General features: G+C 64.8%; 12 protein-coding genes, 4 pseudogenes and 1 other annotated feature. Of the genes and pseudogenes, 8 read left to right on the top strand and 8 right to left on the bottom strand.

What is annotated here, in order from left to right; genetic code table 11:
- Positions 1 to 4 precede the first annotated feature (4 nt).
- The 5 genes and pseudogenes from O1A05_RS04155 to O1A05_RS15705 all read right to left on the bottom strand — a co-directional run.
- Positions 5 to 481, bottom strand: a pseudogene (locus O1A05_RS04155) (integrase core domain-containing protein); the annotation flags it as partial.
- A 42-nt stretch (positions 482 to 523) separates the two neighbouring features.
- Positions 524 to 1,960, bottom strand: a complete 1,437-nt coding sequence (locus O1A05_RS04150; RefSeq protein ID WP_442867678.1) for an IS30 family transposase — start codon at positions 1,958 to 1,960, stop codon at positions 524 to 526.
- Between the two features lie 36 nt (positions 1,961 to 1,996).
- Positions 1,997 to 2,083 (bottom strand): annotated as a pseudogene (locus O1A05_RS15710) (hypothetical protein); the annotation flags it as partial.
- Between the two features lie 50 nt (positions 2,084 to 2,133).
- Positions 2,134 to 2,669, bottom strand: a pseudogene (locus tag O1A05_RS04140) (IS3 family transposase); the annotation flags it as partial.
- Positions 2,500 to 2,601 (bottom strand) — a sequence feature (AL1L pseudoknot). It overlaps the preceding pseudogene by 102 nt.
- Before the next feature lie 30 nt (positions 2,670 to 2,699).
- Positions 2,700 to 2,837 (bottom strand): annotated as a pseudogene (locus tag O1A05_RS15705) (hypothetical protein); the annotation flags it as partial.
- A 108-nt stretch (positions 2,838 to 2,945) separates the two neighbouring features.
- Here O1A05_RS15705 and O1A05_RS04130 point away from each other — a divergent pair.
- Complete coding sequence (locus O1A05_RS04130) at positions 2,946 to 4,088, top strand: calcium/sodium antiporter (protein ID WP_270106806.1); 1,143 nt, start codon at positions 2,946 to 2,948, stop codon at positions 4,086 to 4,088.
- Positions 4,089 to 4,199: 111 nt separating this feature from the next.
- On the opposite strand, the gene O1A05_RS04125 is transcribed toward O1A05_RS04130, so the two are convergent.
- A protein-coding gene (locus tag O1A05_RS04125; RefSeq protein WP_270106805.1) for an IS5 family transposase occupies positions 4,200 to 5,115 on the bottom strand; the annotation gives its coding sequence in 2 pieces (ribosomal slippage) (positions 4,200 to 4,730 and positions 4,732 to 5,115; 915 coding nt in all).
- Between the two features lie 213 nt (positions 5,116 to 5,328).
- Here O1A05_RS04125 and O1A05_RS04120 point away from each other — a divergent pair.
- The 3 genes from O1A05_RS04120 to O1A05_RS04110 all read left to right on the top strand — a co-directional run bounded on the left by O1A05_RS04120 (position 5,329) and on the right by O1A05_RS04110 (position 7,204).
- Positions 5,329 to 5,805 carry a DUF6153 family protein gene (locus O1A05_RS04120; RefSeq protein ID WP_270106804.1) on the top strand — a complete coding sequence of 159 codons (477 nt, stop codon included), beginning with the start codon at positions 5,329 to 5,331 and terminating at the stop codon, positions 5,803 to 5,805.
- A gap of 113 nt (positions 5,806 to 5,918) precedes the next feature.
- A complete protein-coding gene (locus tag O1A05_RS04115; RefSeq protein ID WP_270106803.1) occupies positions 5,919 to 6,506 on the top strand; it encodes a DUF305 domain-containing protein in 588 nt (195 codons plus the stop codon).
- Between the two features lie 77 nt (positions 6,507 to 6,583).
- Complete coding sequence (locus O1A05_RS04110; protein WP_270106802.1) at positions 6,584 to 7,204, top strand: CueP family metal-binding protein; 621 nt, start codon at positions 6,584 to 6,586, stop codon at positions 7,202 to 7,204.
- Between the two features lie 461 nt (positions 7,205 to 7,665).
- Here the strand turns inward: O1A05_RS04110 and O1A05_RS04105 are convergent, their stop codons facing one another.
- Complete coding sequence (locus O1A05_RS04105; protein WP_270106801.1) at positions 7,666 to 8,361, bottom strand: response regulator transcription factor; 696 nt, start codon at positions 8,359 to 8,361, stop codon at positions 7,666 to 7,668.
- Positions 8,352 to 9,611, bottom strand: coding sequence for a sensor histidine kinase (locus O1A05_RS04100; protein WP_270106800.1), 1,260 nt, complete (start codon positions 9,609 to 9,611; stop codon positions 8,352 to 8,354). Before O1A05_RS04100 ends, O1A05_RS04105 begins: the two co-directional genes overlap by 10 nt.
- Positions 9,612 to 9,728: 117 nt before the next feature.
- On the opposite strand from O1A05_RS04100, the gene O1A05_RS04095 reads away from it, so the two are divergent.
- The 4 genes from O1A05_RS04095 to O1A05_RS04080 all read left to right on the top strand — a co-directional run bounded on the left by O1A05_RS04095 (position 9,729) and on the right by O1A05_RS04080 (position 14,232).
- Positions 9,729 to 10,721 (top strand): CPBP family intramembrane glutamic endopeptidase, encoded by a 993-nt coding sequence (locus tag O1A05_RS04095; protein ID WP_270106799.1) that lies wholly within the window; start codon positions 9,729 to 9,731, stop codon positions 10,719 to 10,721.
- A gap of 128 nt (positions 10,722 to 10,849) precedes the next feature.
- A complete protein-coding gene (locus O1A05_RS04090) occupies positions 10,850 to 12,226 on the top strand; it encodes an MFS transporter (RefSeq protein WP_270106798.1) in 1,377 nt (458 codons plus the stop codon).
- A gap of 66 nt (positions 12,227 to 12,292) precedes the next feature.
- Complete coding sequence (locus tag O1A05_RS04085) at positions 12,293 to 13,555, top strand: GAF domain-containing sensor histidine kinase (protein WP_270106797.1); 1,263 nt, start codon at positions 12,293 to 12,295, stop codon at positions 13,553 to 13,555.
- Positions 13,552 to 14,232 carry a response regulator gene (locus O1A05_RS04080; RefSeq protein WP_270106796.1) on the top strand — a complete coding sequence of 227 codons (681 nt, stop codon included), beginning with the start codon at positions 13,552 to 13,554 and terminating at the stop codon, positions 14,230 to 14,232. Before O1A05_RS04085 ends, O1A05_RS04080 begins: the two co-directional genes overlap by 4 nt.
- The last annotated feature ends 100 nt before the right edge of the window (positions 14,233 to 14,332 follow it).

Genomic DNA, 14,332 nt, shown 5'->3' with positions numbered 1-14,332 from the left:
GTGGTTAGACAACAGCGGACGCGGCCGTCAGGTGTTGAGTGTAGGTGGCCTCGACTTCTGCCGGGGTCCGGTAGCCGAGGTTCTCGTGCAGACGTCGGGTATTCCACCACTGCACCCAGTCCATCGTGGCCATCTCGACGGCGGTGACCGAGGGCCAGACGCGACGTGAGTGGATGATTTCCGCCTTGTAGAGGCCGTTCACGGCTTCAGCCAGGGCGTTGTCATACGAATCCCCGACGGACCCGACTGACGCGGTGACACCGTAGGCGGCCAGCGTCTCAGTGTAGGACAGACTGACGTACTGAACGCCTCGGTCCGAGTGATGGACCAGCCGTCCGGCCCGCAGGCGGGCCTCGGTGCTCAGCAGCGCGTGTTCCAGTGCTTGCAGCGGCAGGGATTGCGTGTGCAGGGTGCCTGCCACGGCCCAGCCGACGATCTTTCGGGTGCAGACATCGGTGATGAACGCGACATAGCAGAACCCGGTCAGGAGGCGGATTCCAGCGGTCGTCGCAACAGTGAACGCTTATGCAGGTTCCAGTAAAGCAGCTATCCGTTCCGCGGGCGTGTCCCAGCCAAGCGATTTTCGGGGGCGCCCGTTCAGCTCCTCAGCAATCATGGCAAGCTGCTCCGATGTGTACTGGCGAAGATCAGCACCTTTGGGAAGATACTGACGCAACAGCCCGTTCGTGTTCTCGTTCGTGCCTCTCTGCCAAGGAGAACCCGGATCGCAGAAATACACATCCATATCAGTGGCGACAGTGAACGCTTTATGCTCAGCCATCTCCGCGCCTTGATCCCACGTCAACGTGCGACGTAACTGCTCAGGCAATGGGCGAAGAGCACGCACGAGGCTCTCTCGCACAAAGTCAGCCCCATGATCGCCTGGCAAGTGGCCCAGTACGACGTATCTCGTGCTCCGCTCCACGAGCGTGGCGACTGCGGAACGGTTTTGCGTCCCCGCGATCAGGTCCCCCTCCCAATGCCCCGGGAGCACACGATCGTCGACATCGTTTGGTCGTTCGGATATGGGCACCATCTCGTCCACGAACCTCGGGGTGCGTTGCTCGGCAGTCTTGCGAGGCTTGCGTCGCTTGCGACCGCGTCGAAGCGACGCGGTCAGTTCACGTTTCAGTTCGCCTTTGGCGTGCACATAGATTGCTTGGTAGATCGTTTCAGCACACACTCGCATCTCCATCTCATCCGGGTGGTCTTTCCGAAGACGATGGGCAATCTGCTCGGGCGACCACCGCTTCTCAAGTTTCGCAGTAACATAGTCCCGCAATGCTCCAGGGGTCGCGAGCTTCACTGTTTTCGGCCGGAACCTACGTTTCACAGAAAGCCGATGCGCGGTATGTGGAAGATAGTGCCCTCGCTCGGTTGTGTTGCGTTTCAGCTCTCTACTGATCGTTGACGGGGCCCGCCCGAGCTGTGAAGCAATCTTCCGAATCGATAGCCCCTGCGCGGAGAGGTCTTTGAGGTGTTCTCGTTCCCGCAGACTCAAATAGCGGGCGTCAATGACCTGTTCTACCCGGTCTAACCGGATGTGCTCGCCTTGTGCCCACGTGGTTCTTGGTCGTCTCACATTGGCAAGTATCTCGTCTTGCTTATAGATCACGACCTTGCCGTCTGGGTAGATTCGGCCCTTTGCGAATGATCTGATCCCGCGGTCCCAGTCCATCGCCTGGTGCTGTTCAATGCCGAGTTGCCGGGCCGCGTCAGCGCGAGGGACTCCGTCTGCGCGAAGACCGAGGAACTTGGTTTTCCGTTCGTTCGCGTCGTCACTGGTGAAGATTCCGGCGCGATGCGCCCACGCGTATCCGGTCACCCGATTAATGCCAAGCTCGCGTGACACCTTCGACACGTTCCGCACCTGGGCAACCCGTGCCACGAAGCGGGCTTTCTCTTCATCTGAATACTTCCTCGGCGAGCTGCGCGAGGTCGATAATCCTGCCTGCTTCACCCACCGATAGCCGGTATGGGGTGACACCCCGACAGCTATTGCGGCAGCGCGAACTGTCGATCCGCGATCGACAGCCGCGAGGACTGCGTGTTTCTGCTCGTGACTGTACTTCTGTTCCGCCATACCCACTCCTGAATCCTGAGTGTTGCGACGACCGCTGGAATCCGCCGGATCCGCACGTAGGTAATGTCCGCGACCCAGAGCCGGTTGGGGCCTTGCGCGACGAACTGGCGCTTCACCAGGTCCGGACGATGATCCGGCTCGACGGAGGGCCTCGTGGTGACCGGTTTGCGGCCTCGTCGTACGCCGGTCAGACCGGCGGCCTTCATCAGGCGTGCGACTTGGTCTCGGTCTATCTCCCAGCCGGCGCGGCGCATGGCATGCCACATCTTGCGATACCCATAAACGCCGTAGTTCTCAGCGTGGATCCGCCGCAGTTCCTCGCCCAGGACCACATCGCGCAGGCTCCGCGCCGAGACCGGACGGGTCTTCGCCGCGCGGTAGCCGCGGGAGGTGATGAACCCACACTCCGTCGCACCCAGGGTGCGGCAGATGGCCTCGACCCCGAAACGATCCTTGTGCTCGTCGATGAACCGGATCATCTCGTCGTGGGGCGGTCGAGCTCCGCTGCGAAAAAAGCCGAGGCCTTCTTGAGGATCTCGTTGGCACGGCGGGTCTCGGCCAGCTCGCGGCGCAGCTGCCGGTTCTCCTCCTCCAGATCCGTCTCGCCGCTCAGGGCCACCACTGCAGGGCCGGACGACTCCGCCCTGCGGCACCAGTTCCGCAGGGTCTCCGGGCCACAGCCCAGGGACTGCGCCACGACGCGGATCGAGGCGGCTCTGGGCCCACCTTCCGCGACTTGTCGGTCAAGGACCATTCGCACCGCTCGGTCGCGGAACTCAGGGGTGAACTTCTTGGGCATGTACCGATTCTCCTTAGTGAGACTCGGAACGAAACCCAGGGCGCTTCACGTAGACTCCTACTTATGGACCTTCTAGACCTGGGGCGGATCATTGTCGGGTTGGTGCTGCTGGTGCTGGGCGGGGAGGTACTGGTGCGAGCGGCCTCCGCCCTGGCTCGTCGAGCGGGGGTCTCCTCCCTGGTGGTCGGGCTCACCGTGGTCTCGGCGGCCACGTCGGCGCCCGAGCTTTCGGTGAGTATCGGTGCGGTCCTGCGCGACGAACCCGGACTGGCGGTGGGCAATGTGGTCGGCAGCAACATTGCTAACGTCTTGCTCATTCTCGGCCTCTCCGCTCTAGTTCTGCCGCTGGCCGCGACACAAAGGTTGGTGCGCTTTGATCTCCCCCTGATGCTTTCTCTGTCCGCGGCGCTGCTGCTGGTCTGCCTCGACGGGGTGATCAGCGCGGTAGACGGGCTAATCCTGTTCGGTGCCGTGGTCGCTCACACCGTGCTGAGCGTCACCATCGGCCGCAGAAGGACACAGTCCAAGGCCCCTGTTATGCAGCTGACTGAGGGTTCCCCGGGTATCGGCACCTCCGCCCAGGCCCAGAAACTGCCTGTGGCATCGAGCGGAAAGTCGATTCTGCTCGTGGTGTTCGGAGTTGCTCTCCTGGTAACCGGGGCCACGCTCCTCGTCGAGGGCGCGGTGAACACCGCCACCACGCTCGGGGTGAGCAGCCTAGTGGTCGGTTTAACCGTCGTGGCCATCGGCACATCTCTGCCTGAGCTGGCGACTTCCCTCATCGCCGTGCGCCGTGGCGAACGTGACTTGGCGATTGGCAACGTGGTCGGCAGCAACATCGTCAACATCGGAGTCGTGCTCGGGTTGCCAGCCATGATCTCCCTCGAGGGCATTCCCGTATCCAGCGCCGCCCTGGCCTTCGATATCCCGGTAATGTTGGCGGCCGCGATCGCCTTGCTGCCCGTAGCCTTCACCGGCTTCACGGTGGCGCGATGGGAAGGCGCCCTGTTCGTAGCCCTGTATCTGGTTTACCTTGGGTATCTCATCCTGGCTGCCACCGCACACGACGCACTGGAAGGATTTACCGCCGTGATGGCATGGTTTGTCCTCCCCTTGATCACAGTGACGCTGATCGCCTTCACCGCATACGAAATCGGGCTGCGTAAGGGCCGACAAGGCAGCGGCACAACCCCCCGTCCGTCCTGACCACGAGCCGCTGACTAGATCAACCCGGGCCTGTCAATACCGCGCGCCACCCAGGCACCAGATAGTCGCCCCCCGATCAGCGCCAGACCCAGTGTCTAGGGCGTGTCTCCCTTATGCGCGTAGCCAGGTGAGAATGGCGCAAACGGTGACGGCGGCGCGGTAGGTGATGGCGAGCTTGTCGTAGCGAGTAGCCAAGCCGCGCCATTGCTTGGCCAGGGCGAAGTACCGTTCCACGACGTTGCGCCTGCGGTAGGCCTGCCCGTCGACGGCCGGGGGTCGCCCGCCGCGACTACCCCGCCGTTGGCGGGCGGCGATCTGGTCCTTCTTGTCCGGGATGACCGCCCGGATCCGGCGCCGACGCAGTTCGGTGCGGATCACCCCGGTGGCGTAGGCCCGGTCCGCGATCACCGCCTCCGGTCGGGTCCGCGCCGCCCCGGGGCCGGGCCGGGGAACGTGGATCTCGGCCAGTACTTGTGCCAGCACGGCCCCGTCGTTGCGCTGACCACCGGTGACGATCGTGGCCAGCGGCCGGCCCCGGCCATCGACGGCGTGGTGGATCTTGGTGGTCAGTCCACCGCGGGAGCGTCCGATGCCGTGACCAGGCGGTTCAACCTCGGTCACCGGCAGTTTCTTGTGATTCGCCCCGACCCCCTGTGTCCTGGTCCGGGCGGGTCGTGTTCGTTGCGTGCTGATGGGCTCGGGCGATGGTGGCATCGACCGAGACGGCCCAGTCGATCATCCCGGCCGCATCGGCCTCGGCCAGCACCTGGGTCAGGACCCGGTCCCAGGTGCCGTCCGCGGCGTAGCGGCGGTGGCGTTTCCACACCGTCTGCCACGGCCCGAACTGCTCCCGTGGCAGGTCCCGCCACGGGATCCCGGTCCGGTACCGGTAGGCGATGCCCTCGACCACCCGCCGGTGGTCACCGAACGGGTGCCCGCGCCGGCCCTGATTCGAGGGCAACAACGGCTCGATCCGCGCCCACTGCTCGTCCGTGAACACCCGATATCGCGATCCCGTTGATCTCACCCGACCAGCCTGCCGCGAGCCTCATCACCGATAAGGGAAACACGCCCTAGAGCCCTCCCAAGAGCAGGTAACCCCTGAAATCCGATACCCCCTGGGGTAGTTTCAGAAGGAGGGTGCAATCGGAACGCGATGGCCCTGACAGGGTGGGTGGGAGCTGGTAATTCAGCGTCTCGCGCTCAAGCAGCCACCGGCCGAACCCGTATACTGGGGCCTATGGCATCCGTCGCCGCAACGCGTTCTCGGAGAGGTCTTCCCGACTTCCTGCGATTCGTGCTGTTCGGCGGGCTGCTGGTGGTGGCGATCATCCCCGGGCTGCTCGCCATGCACACACTGAACCTGCATGGCACCCCCTCCGCGCACGCGCCTGCCGCCATGTCCGTCACCGTCGCCGACTCCAGCGAGCCACACCAGGGTGTGGCGCATCACGGCTCGACGGGCTCACCCGGGTTGACCAGCGGCACGGCTCACGATCGCGGCGGTTCCTGCGCGGACTGCGGGGGTGGCGATCATCTGGGCATGGCAATGGCATGCGTGCTCGCACTGCTACTCGCCCTCCTCGTCCTGGTGCCGCCGCGGCTTCTACCCGAATGGATGCACACCGCACCCCGGCCGTTCCTCGTGAAGCGCTTCATCGACAGGCTGCTGTCTCGGGCGCCGTCACTTCAGGTTCTCTGCATCAGTCGCACCTGAGGGAGCAACGAACCCGGCGCACACCCGCGCCGACGGTTCCCCTTCTCTCACTCACGCGGCGCCCATGTGGGGTTCCGCGTCACTCAAGCGACTGTTGATATTGGAGAACGCTCATGAAGTTTCGTACCGCGGCGACCGCCGCACTCGCCCTCACACTGACCCTGGCTGGATGCTCGGCCGGAAGCGAGGACGAAGACATAATGCCGGGCATGGACCACGGCTCGTCCGAGCAGGCAGCCGGTGCCAACGACGCGGACGTGATGTTCGCTTCGATGATGATCGTCCACCATGAGCAGGCCATCGAGATGAGCGACATCGTCCTCGCCAAGGACGACGTCCACCCCGAGGTGGTCGAGCTGGCCGAGGCGATCAAGACCGCCCAGGGGCCGGAGATCGAACAGCTTCAGGGCTGGCTGGACGACTGGGGCGTCGACCCCGACGAAGGCCAGATGGACGGCATGGACCACGGCGACGGCATGATGACCGAGGACGACCTGGCCGCCCTCGAATCCGCCGACGGCGCCGAGGCATCGCGACTGTTCTTGGAGCAGATGATCGTCCATCACCAGGGAGCCGTCGAGATGGCCCAGACGCAGGTCGATGACGGCAGCAACCCCGATGCCGTCGAGCTCGCGCAGACGATCATCGACGCGCAGACCGCTGAGATCCAGGAGATGCAAGACCTCCTGGCCACCCTCTGATTGACCACCAGGGTCGGTCGGTGCCGTGGCGAGAGTGCCCGGCACCGACCCGCCCAACTCTCTTGAAGGACCACGCCATGAACCACCCCACCGTGCCGCGGCGCCGAAATCTGAACGTCGCTGCCACCGCTACCTTTGCCGCCGCCCTCGTTCTCACCGGATGCACCACCACGTCGCCCGAGCCCGAATCCACCTCCATCGGCAGTCAAGCCGTCGACACTGACTTCCTGGCAGACCACAACCTGGACGGACTCGACGCCACGCAGGTCATCGAGCGGCTCGACACGATGCCCGTCGCCGACCGCCCCACCGATCTGATTGCATCTGTGCAACCCGACGCGCTCATTCTCACCGACGATCAAGACCGCGAGACACGACTGCCGATGCCCGAAGACGAGGTGTACATCTCGGTCGCCCCATATCGTGAGCAAACGCACGATTGCTACTTCCACAGCCTGACCACCTGCCTCGGAGAACTCACTAACAGCGAAGTCCAGGTTACGCTCACCGGCGAGGACGGCGATGTGCTCGTCAACGAGGTGCAACAGACCTACGACAACGGGTTTGTCGGCGTCTGGGTGCCCCACGGCATCGAGGCAACGCTCACGATCGAGCACGAAGGTCAGACGGGATCCGCGATCATCTCCACGATGAACGACGACGACCCGACGTGCATCACCACATTGCAACTGACCTGACCTGAGGACATTAGCTCGCCGCGCTCGGGGACATCGTTCGATTGGACATGGATACAACTCCGAGAGCGTTGGCGTCTGGCCGATCACCAGCGCAGAGAGGGCTGTGTTCTGCTGGTTTGCCGTCAGCTCGTGCGCTGGATCGGTGACCCCGCTGGCAGACAAGCCCATAAGCCATTCCACGCACGCCGGCGATGGTCTCGGTCCGCGGTCTTCATTCAGGATCGACGGTGCCGGGGCCTTTCGTCGGTGACATGTTCCCATCGGCCGATGGCGTGGGCGTCACCTTCCCAGCGGCGAAGATGGTCTCGATCAGGCTCCATAGTGTCTCGGATTCGTTCTGCCTGGCGGGTGAGCGATGCGGCCCGTGCCGGGCGAGGTCGATGACCTAATGGCTCAGCGCGATCATTCCCGGGTCATCGGAAACGATGATCCGGGATTTTTTCGTTCCCACTATGCTCCGGTCAGCCCTGCCGTTGCTGGTGCTCCAGGACGTAGATCGCCAGCTGCACGCGATTGGTGACGTGCAGTTTCGCAAACAGGCTGGCCAGGTGGGTCTTCACGGTGGTTGCGCTGAGGTGCAGGGTTGCAGCGATGTCGGCATTGGTGAGGCCCTGGGCGACGAACTGGCCCACCTCCCATTCGCGCACGGTAACCATGGCTGGCGGTGAGACGGGTCGGCTCGAGAAGGTCTCGGTTCGAGATGCCACGGAGTCGCGGCCACGTTCGGCAAGCTCGACCAAGGTGGCGAGAGCGGTCGCCGAGACCTGAGGGTGGCCGGCAGCGGCCTCCGTGACAGCCTGGACAACCCGCTGTGGAGCGGAGTCTTTCAGCAGGAAGGACACGGCACCGCCGCGCAGCGCGTCGAGGAGAAAGTCATCGGTGTCGAATGCGGTGAGTACGACCACGCGGGCGCGTGCCCCCTTGCGGGTGAGTTCTCGGGTGGCTTCGATGCCGTTCATCCGCGGCATGCGGATATCCATCAACACGACGTCGGGGTCGAGATCCCGGACCGCGGCGACGGCGTCGATTCCGTCGGCGGCTTCCCCGACCACCTCGATACCCTGAACGCCGTCGATCATCAGCCGGATGCCGGCCCGCATGAGCGTCTCGTCGTCGACAACAAGAACCCGGATGCGAGCGGTTGATGTCAGGTCCACGGCAGTTCCACCTCCACGCTGAAATGATCATCGGCGGTGGGCCCAGAGCGGGCCTTCCCGCCCAGCAACATTGCCTGCTCCTCAATTCCGAGAAGCCCGTTCCCGGTGCCCAGCACCGTCTCGTCAACGTCGTCGGGGAGACGATTGCGCACCCGCAGCAGAACGGCCGCGTCGAGGCGCTGCAGGTCGAGGTGAACCGGTTCTCTGGGGGCGTGCTTGCCGGCGTTCACGAGCGCCTCGTCCAGCATTCTCAGCAGCGAGGCTGTTCGAGCGGGATTCCGCTCCCACTCCGCGGTCGAGAGCTCCTGTCGTACCACCACGATGTTCGTGCCTCGCGACGCCGCAGAGTCCAGAACCGAGCGCAGTGTGCGCAGTGTCTGCAGGTGCTGCTGCCCCGCATTCTCAGCATCCACGGGTTCACGCAGCGCGGTGAGAATGTCGGCCAGCATGCTGCCGGCGTCTCGAGCTGCTTGATGGATGACGTGTGATGCCTCCCGGATCTGCGCGGGAGCGAGATCGTCGCGGGAGGCCAGGGCCCCGGCGTGCATGGCAATAATAGAGAGCTGATGGGAGACGCCGTCGTGCATGTCACGGGCGACCGAACGACGTTCGTCGAATCGCGCCTGGCGCTTTTCCGCCTCTCGGGTACGCGCCTGCTCCGCCCGGGCCAGTTCAGCGGTTCGGGCTTGCTCGCGCAACGAGGCGATGAGCGCGGCTCGGGTGCCCCGAACCCGTCCCCACAGCAGCCCGCAGCCGGTAATCAACCCGGCCACGGCCGCGGTGACGATCGAAGGGAGCGGCACCTCGGACTGGTAGGGCGCACTCACCGAATCCTGCCAGGCGTACATGCCCCAGACCCCGAGCATCATCGCAGCGACCACGGCCAGATCCAGGGCGAGCATCCGGCGTTCGCCGAGTCGTTTCGTGGCCACCAGCCAGGCGGGCAGCGCGAAGCTGCTGACCATACCGCAGCAGATGATCAGCACGTTGCCCCAGAGGGAGCGACGCAGGGGGCCGACCGCGATACAGGCGGCGACTCCGAGAACGAGGTCCGCGAGCAAGAAACCGGTCAGCGCGTTGAGACCCGCCTCGCCCACGTCGTCGAGCGTTAATCCGAATCCCACGAGATAGATGGGCGCCCCGAGGCCCAGGCACAGCAACGAGGTGAGCGTGGGGCGGAGAAGACCGCCGACGGAGACACGGGGATCTCGGTGTCGACGTGGAGTCGTCTCGGTGCGCTGGGCTGCCATGGTCTTCATCATAGGTTCGGCGATGCGGTGTCTGGATCCTCCGAAAGAACGAGACTGAGTTCGAAGTCCGACCGAAGGGAGGATCCGCCGCCGGCACATTCCCGCGACGCTGGAGGCATGACGATCACCGACACCACCCTCACCGCCCCTCTCACCACCTCCGCTGGCCCCTCGACTGCCCGGCAGGCCGACTTGCCGTACCACCGGCTCATGCGGCACTCCCCGCGGAGCAGAAAATGGTGGCGCCCGCTCCTGGCGACACTGACCACCGCGGGTCTGTATGTGGCGTTCGTTCTTCCGCTGTTCGTCTTCTGGTTCATCGCGGAGGAGGGGGCGTTCGGGGAGTCCTGGCGCCCTACGGCTGAACTCACCGACCCGTCGAACCCGATGGACCTGTTGCTGTTGCTTGGACTCATCGTGATGATGCTGCCCGCGGTGCTCCTCGGGATGCGGTGGGGCGGACGCGCGCCGGGGATCCTGCACTCCGTGCGGGGACGGGTGCGCTGGGGAATGATCCTGCGAGCCGCCGCGATCACGCTGCCCCTCTATGCCGTCGTCCTGGTGGGGCTGTACGTTCTCTTCCCGCCGAACGATGTCGCCTGGCCCGAGGCCACGAGCCGCACGCTGTGGCTCTACGTCATCATCGTCCTGCTCACCCCACTGCAGTGCGCGGCGGAGGAGTACGTTTTTCGCGGCCTGGCGATGCAGGTGCTGGGAACCTGGCTGCGCTCACCGCTCTGGGGCATCCTCATCCCGGTGCCGCTGTTCATGCTCGGACACGGCTATGACTGGGTCGGACAGATTGATATCGCCGTGTTCGCCCTCTGCATGGGTGCACTGGTGTGGAAGAGCGGTGGTCTCGAACTCGCCATCGTCATGCACACCGCCAACAACCTCGTGCTCTTCCTGCTGGCCCCGTTCAGCGCCACTTCCCTCGAGCAGGGTGCTGTTGATCCGATGTCACTGCTGGTGAGTCTGCCGATGACGATCGGTGTGACCGCTCTGCTGTGGGTGTGGGTCTCCCGTCGACACGGCCTGCGGGTTCTCGAGCCGCTGACGAACGGCCACGGGGCTGAATGTGCGAGCGGGGAAGTGCGACAAACGACGTAGTCGGACTAGGTCGAGGCGCTCGTGTTCTGGGATCGGGGCAACTCTAGACTTCAGCAGTGAGACAGCTCACAGTGGCGCTGCCGCAGCGAGGTTCGCGCGACGTGAGCATTGAGAGAGGACCCGTCACGATGAACGAGCTCCATTCACCCCACACATCGAGTATCGATACCTCCGCATCCCCGGACGAATCCGGACCGGGGCGCGGATTGCCCTCCGCCCGGGAGCGCAGCAAGGTTCTGAGCGCGTCACTGGTGGGGACCGCCATCGAGTGGTACGACTTCTTCATCTACGGTTCCGCGGCCGCGCTGATTTTTGGACCGCAGTTCTTCCCCGCGGATGACAACCCGGTGGTGGGCACCCTGGCGGCGTTCGCGACCTTCGCGGTGGGATTCCTGGCTCGTCCCCTGGGCGGGCTGCTCATGGGGCACTACGGGGACCGGATCGGACGCAAGGCGATGCTGATGGTGTCGATGCTGCTCATGGGTGTGGCCACGGTGGCCATCGGGCTGCTACCAACTTACGCGACGATCGGGGTGTGGGCGCCGATTCTGTTGGTGACCTTCCGGATTCTCCAGGGGGTCGGCGTCGGCGGCGAATGGGGCGGGGCGGTGCTGATGGCGGTGGAGTACTCACCGCGGAACCGGCGCGCCCTCTATGGGGCGTTCCCGCAGATGGGGCTGCCGTTGGGGATCATCGGCGCCAACCTGGTCTTCGTCGTCGTCTCGAATATTCTGGCACCCGAGGCGTTTCAGGCGTGGGGCTGGCGAGTTCCCTTCCTGTTCAGTGCGGTGCTGGTGCTCATCGCGCTGTGGATCCGGCTGCAGGTGGAAGACTCCCCGGCCTTCAAGACGATGAAGAAGGAGAAGACGGTAGCCAAGGCGCCGATGCTGGATCTGTTCCGGCGGCACACCGGCACCGTGCTGCTGGCGGGCGTGGTCTCGATCGCCCCGCCCGCCATCGGTTACCTGTATTCGGTGTGGATGCTCTCGCACCGGGGCAACCTAGGGGAGGATGGGGTCTCGCAGAACACGATGCTGGCGCTGATCATCTTCGGGGCGGTCTGCCACCTGGTGACGGTGGCCCTGGGCGCGCTGTTGGCCGATCGGTTCACCCAGAAAAAGGTGTTCCTGTGGGGTGCGGCGATGCTGACCCTGTGGGCGTTCCCGTTCTTCTGGCTCGCGGATACCGGCCAGTGGTACAACATCGCGATTGCGTTTGCCGTCGTGCTGTTGGCGCAGTCACTGATGGCTGGCCCGCAGGCTGCGCTGATTGCGGAGCTGTTCCCCGCCGAGGTGCGGTACTCCGGGGCGTCGGTGGCCTACCAAATTGGGTCGATCCTGGGTGGCGGGTTCATGCCGCTGATCGGTACGGGCTTGTATGCGGCCTTCGGCACCTCGACACCGATTGCGCTGTATCTGATGCTGATGGGACTGATCAGCTTCGGTGCCATGGCGGTGCTGACGGTGGGCCGCTACCAGGCGTCGGCCGATGCGGTACAGCGGTGACCCCCTGACCGGGACGAGACGGAGTATTCTGTGCACAGACGTGCCGTGAAGGAGGGCTGAGCCGCGATGACCATCCACCCCGACACGACGACCATGGCGGAACTGGAGGCCGTGCGACGTCGTGAACGGCACGCTGCCGCCGTGGCACGCACCGCCGCCCGGGTGGCTTCGGAGAGGTCGTTGCCGGCCACGCTGCGGGCGCTGGCCGAGGAGATCCTGCAGGCGGATGGGTTGGCCGGGGTACAGGTGCTCACGAATGAACACTCCGGCGACCAGCTGCACATGCTCGGAGTGGCGGGCTTTCCGGCCTCGGGCCAGCGTGCGTTCTTCTCGCGATTGCTGGAGTGTCAGCGACGGGGTGCACGGCTGCGGATGCTGGAGGTGATGGAGACCGGGGAGCCGGTGATCATGCCGCACCGCTACGCCACGGTGATGGAGGATCCGGCCTGGGAGCCGCTGCGCGAGTACCACCGTAGTCCGGAGTGGGACGCTTTCGCTTCGCTACCGATCACGGTGCGAACGCGCACCATCGGAATCCTGAACGTGTTCTTCACCCCGGGTACTCATATCGACGACGACGGCTTCGAGTTTCTCGCGGCGATGGCGGAGCAAGCGGGGCTGGCCATCGACTATGCCTCGCTGCTGGAGCAGGAGCGCCATACGGTGCAGCGGGAGGAACGGCAGCGCCTGGCCCGGGACCTGCACGATTCGGTGGTGCAGCAGGTGTTCTCGATGGGCATGATGACCCAGGCGCTGAAGGTGCTGAGCGAGGGTAACCGGCCGGAGAGGATGACCCGGATTCGGGAGATATCCACCGACCTGGAGGAGATCACTGCCTCGGTGTTGCAGGACCTGCGCGGCCTGGTCGCGCAGTTGCGGCCGAGTCCGCTGACGGGGGGCGGATTGGCGGACGCCGTTGCGAAGCTCGCCGCGACGACCCACCGGCAGACCGGGATCGACGTGGACGTCCACCTCGATGACGTTGCGGCGTCTCTGGATGCCCCCATGGCTGAAGACCTCTACTACGTGGCGGCGGAGGCGGTGCACAATGCGATCAAGCACGCGGCCCCCGACGTCATCACGATTCGCCTGGAACGCGGCGAGCCGGGCACGCTGGAGCTGCTGATTCGGGATCACGGTACCGACCCGCATCCAGTACACCCGGAGGCAGGAACCGATTCGGGCGAGGGCCACGGACTGGAGTTCATGCGCGAGCGAGTGGAACGCTGGCACGGTGAATTGACGGTGGCGCCCAGCTACAACGGTGCAGGAACCGACGTGTTAGCGGTGGTTCCACACCACATCGTGACTCTCGAGGAGGACGCGTGACCACGGAACAGCACTCGAGCCACGCCGCCATCACGGTGTTGATCGTGGACGATCACGCGGTGGCCCGGCGTGGAATATCGGCGTACTTCGATGTGCTCGATGACCTCGAATCGGTCGGCGAGGCGGTGGACGGTCAGGATGCCCTAGAGCAGCTGGCCGAGCTCGACACCTACGGACGGTTGCCCGATGTCGTGCTACTGGATCTCGTGATGCCGCGTATGGACGGGATCGCCGCGCTGAAGGAGATTCGCCAGCGTTACCCCGGGGTGAAGGTCGTGGTGCTCACCAGTTTCGGGGAGACGGAGCGGCTGAACACCACCATGCAGCTCGGGGCGGCGGGTTACCTGCTCAAGGACGCCGGTCCGCTGGAAGTGGCCTCGGCCGTGCAAGCGGCGGTGCGCGACGAGGTCTTCATTGATACCGCGATGGCGCGCAAGCTCACCCAGATGTTTGGCTCCCCGGCGGGTGGGATCGCCTCGCTCACCCAGCGTGAGCGGGCGGTGCTGATGCTGGTGGGTGAAGGATGCTCGAACCGAGACATCGCTCGCCAACTACACATTTCCGAACGCACCGCGCGCACCCACGTCTCCAACATGCTGGGCAAGCTCAACGTGTCGTCCCGCACCCAGGCGGCACTGCTGGCGGTCAACGCTGGCTTGATCTCACCCGACGCCTAATCGCTCGGGCGAGAATCGCGACAAACGTCCCGGTCGAATCGGTGCCGATGGCCTGCCTGAGGTCTCCCGAACCTTCCTACAGTGGTGTGAAACGGGTCAC

It is taken from the genome of Citricoccus sp. NR2, from assembly GCF_027594385.1.
GTDB lineage: Bacteria > Actinomycetota > Actinomycetes > Actinomycetales > Micrococcaceae > CmP2.
This window is presented reverse-complemented; position numbering and strand designations above follow the sequence as displayed.

Coding starts and splice junctions, on each gene's coding strand:
- O1A05_RS04085 (WP_270106797.1), top strand. CDS start 12,293: ATGACCATCCACCCCGACACGACGACCATGGCGGAACTGGAGGCCGTG.
- O1A05_RS04120 (WP_270106804.1), top strand. CDS start 5,329: ATGGCATCCGTCGCCGCAACGCGTTCTCGGAGAGGTCTTCCCGACTTC.
- O1A05_RS04090 (WP_270106798.1), top strand. CDS start 10,850: ATGAACGAGCTCCATTCACCCCACACATCGAGTATCGATACCTCCGCA.
- O1A05_RS04115 (WP_270106803.1), top strand. CDS start 5,919: ATGAAGTTTCGTACCGCGGCGACCGCCGCACTCGCCCTCACACTGACC.
- O1A05_RS04100 (WP_270106800.1), bottom strand. CDS start 9,611: ATGGCAGCCCAGCGCACCGAGACGACTCCACGTCGACACCGAGATCCC.
- O1A05_RS04095 (WP_270106799.1), top strand. CDS start 9,729: ATGACGATCACCGACACCACCCTCACCGCCCCTCTCACCACCTCCGCT.
- O1A05_RS04130 (WP_270106806.1), top strand. CDS start 2,946: ATGGACCTTCTAGACCTGGGGCGGATCATTGTCGGGTTGGTGCTGCTG.
- O1A05_RS04110 (WP_270106802.1), top strand. CDS start 6,584: ATGAACCACCCCACCGTGCCGCGGCGCCGAAATCTGAACGTCGCTGCC.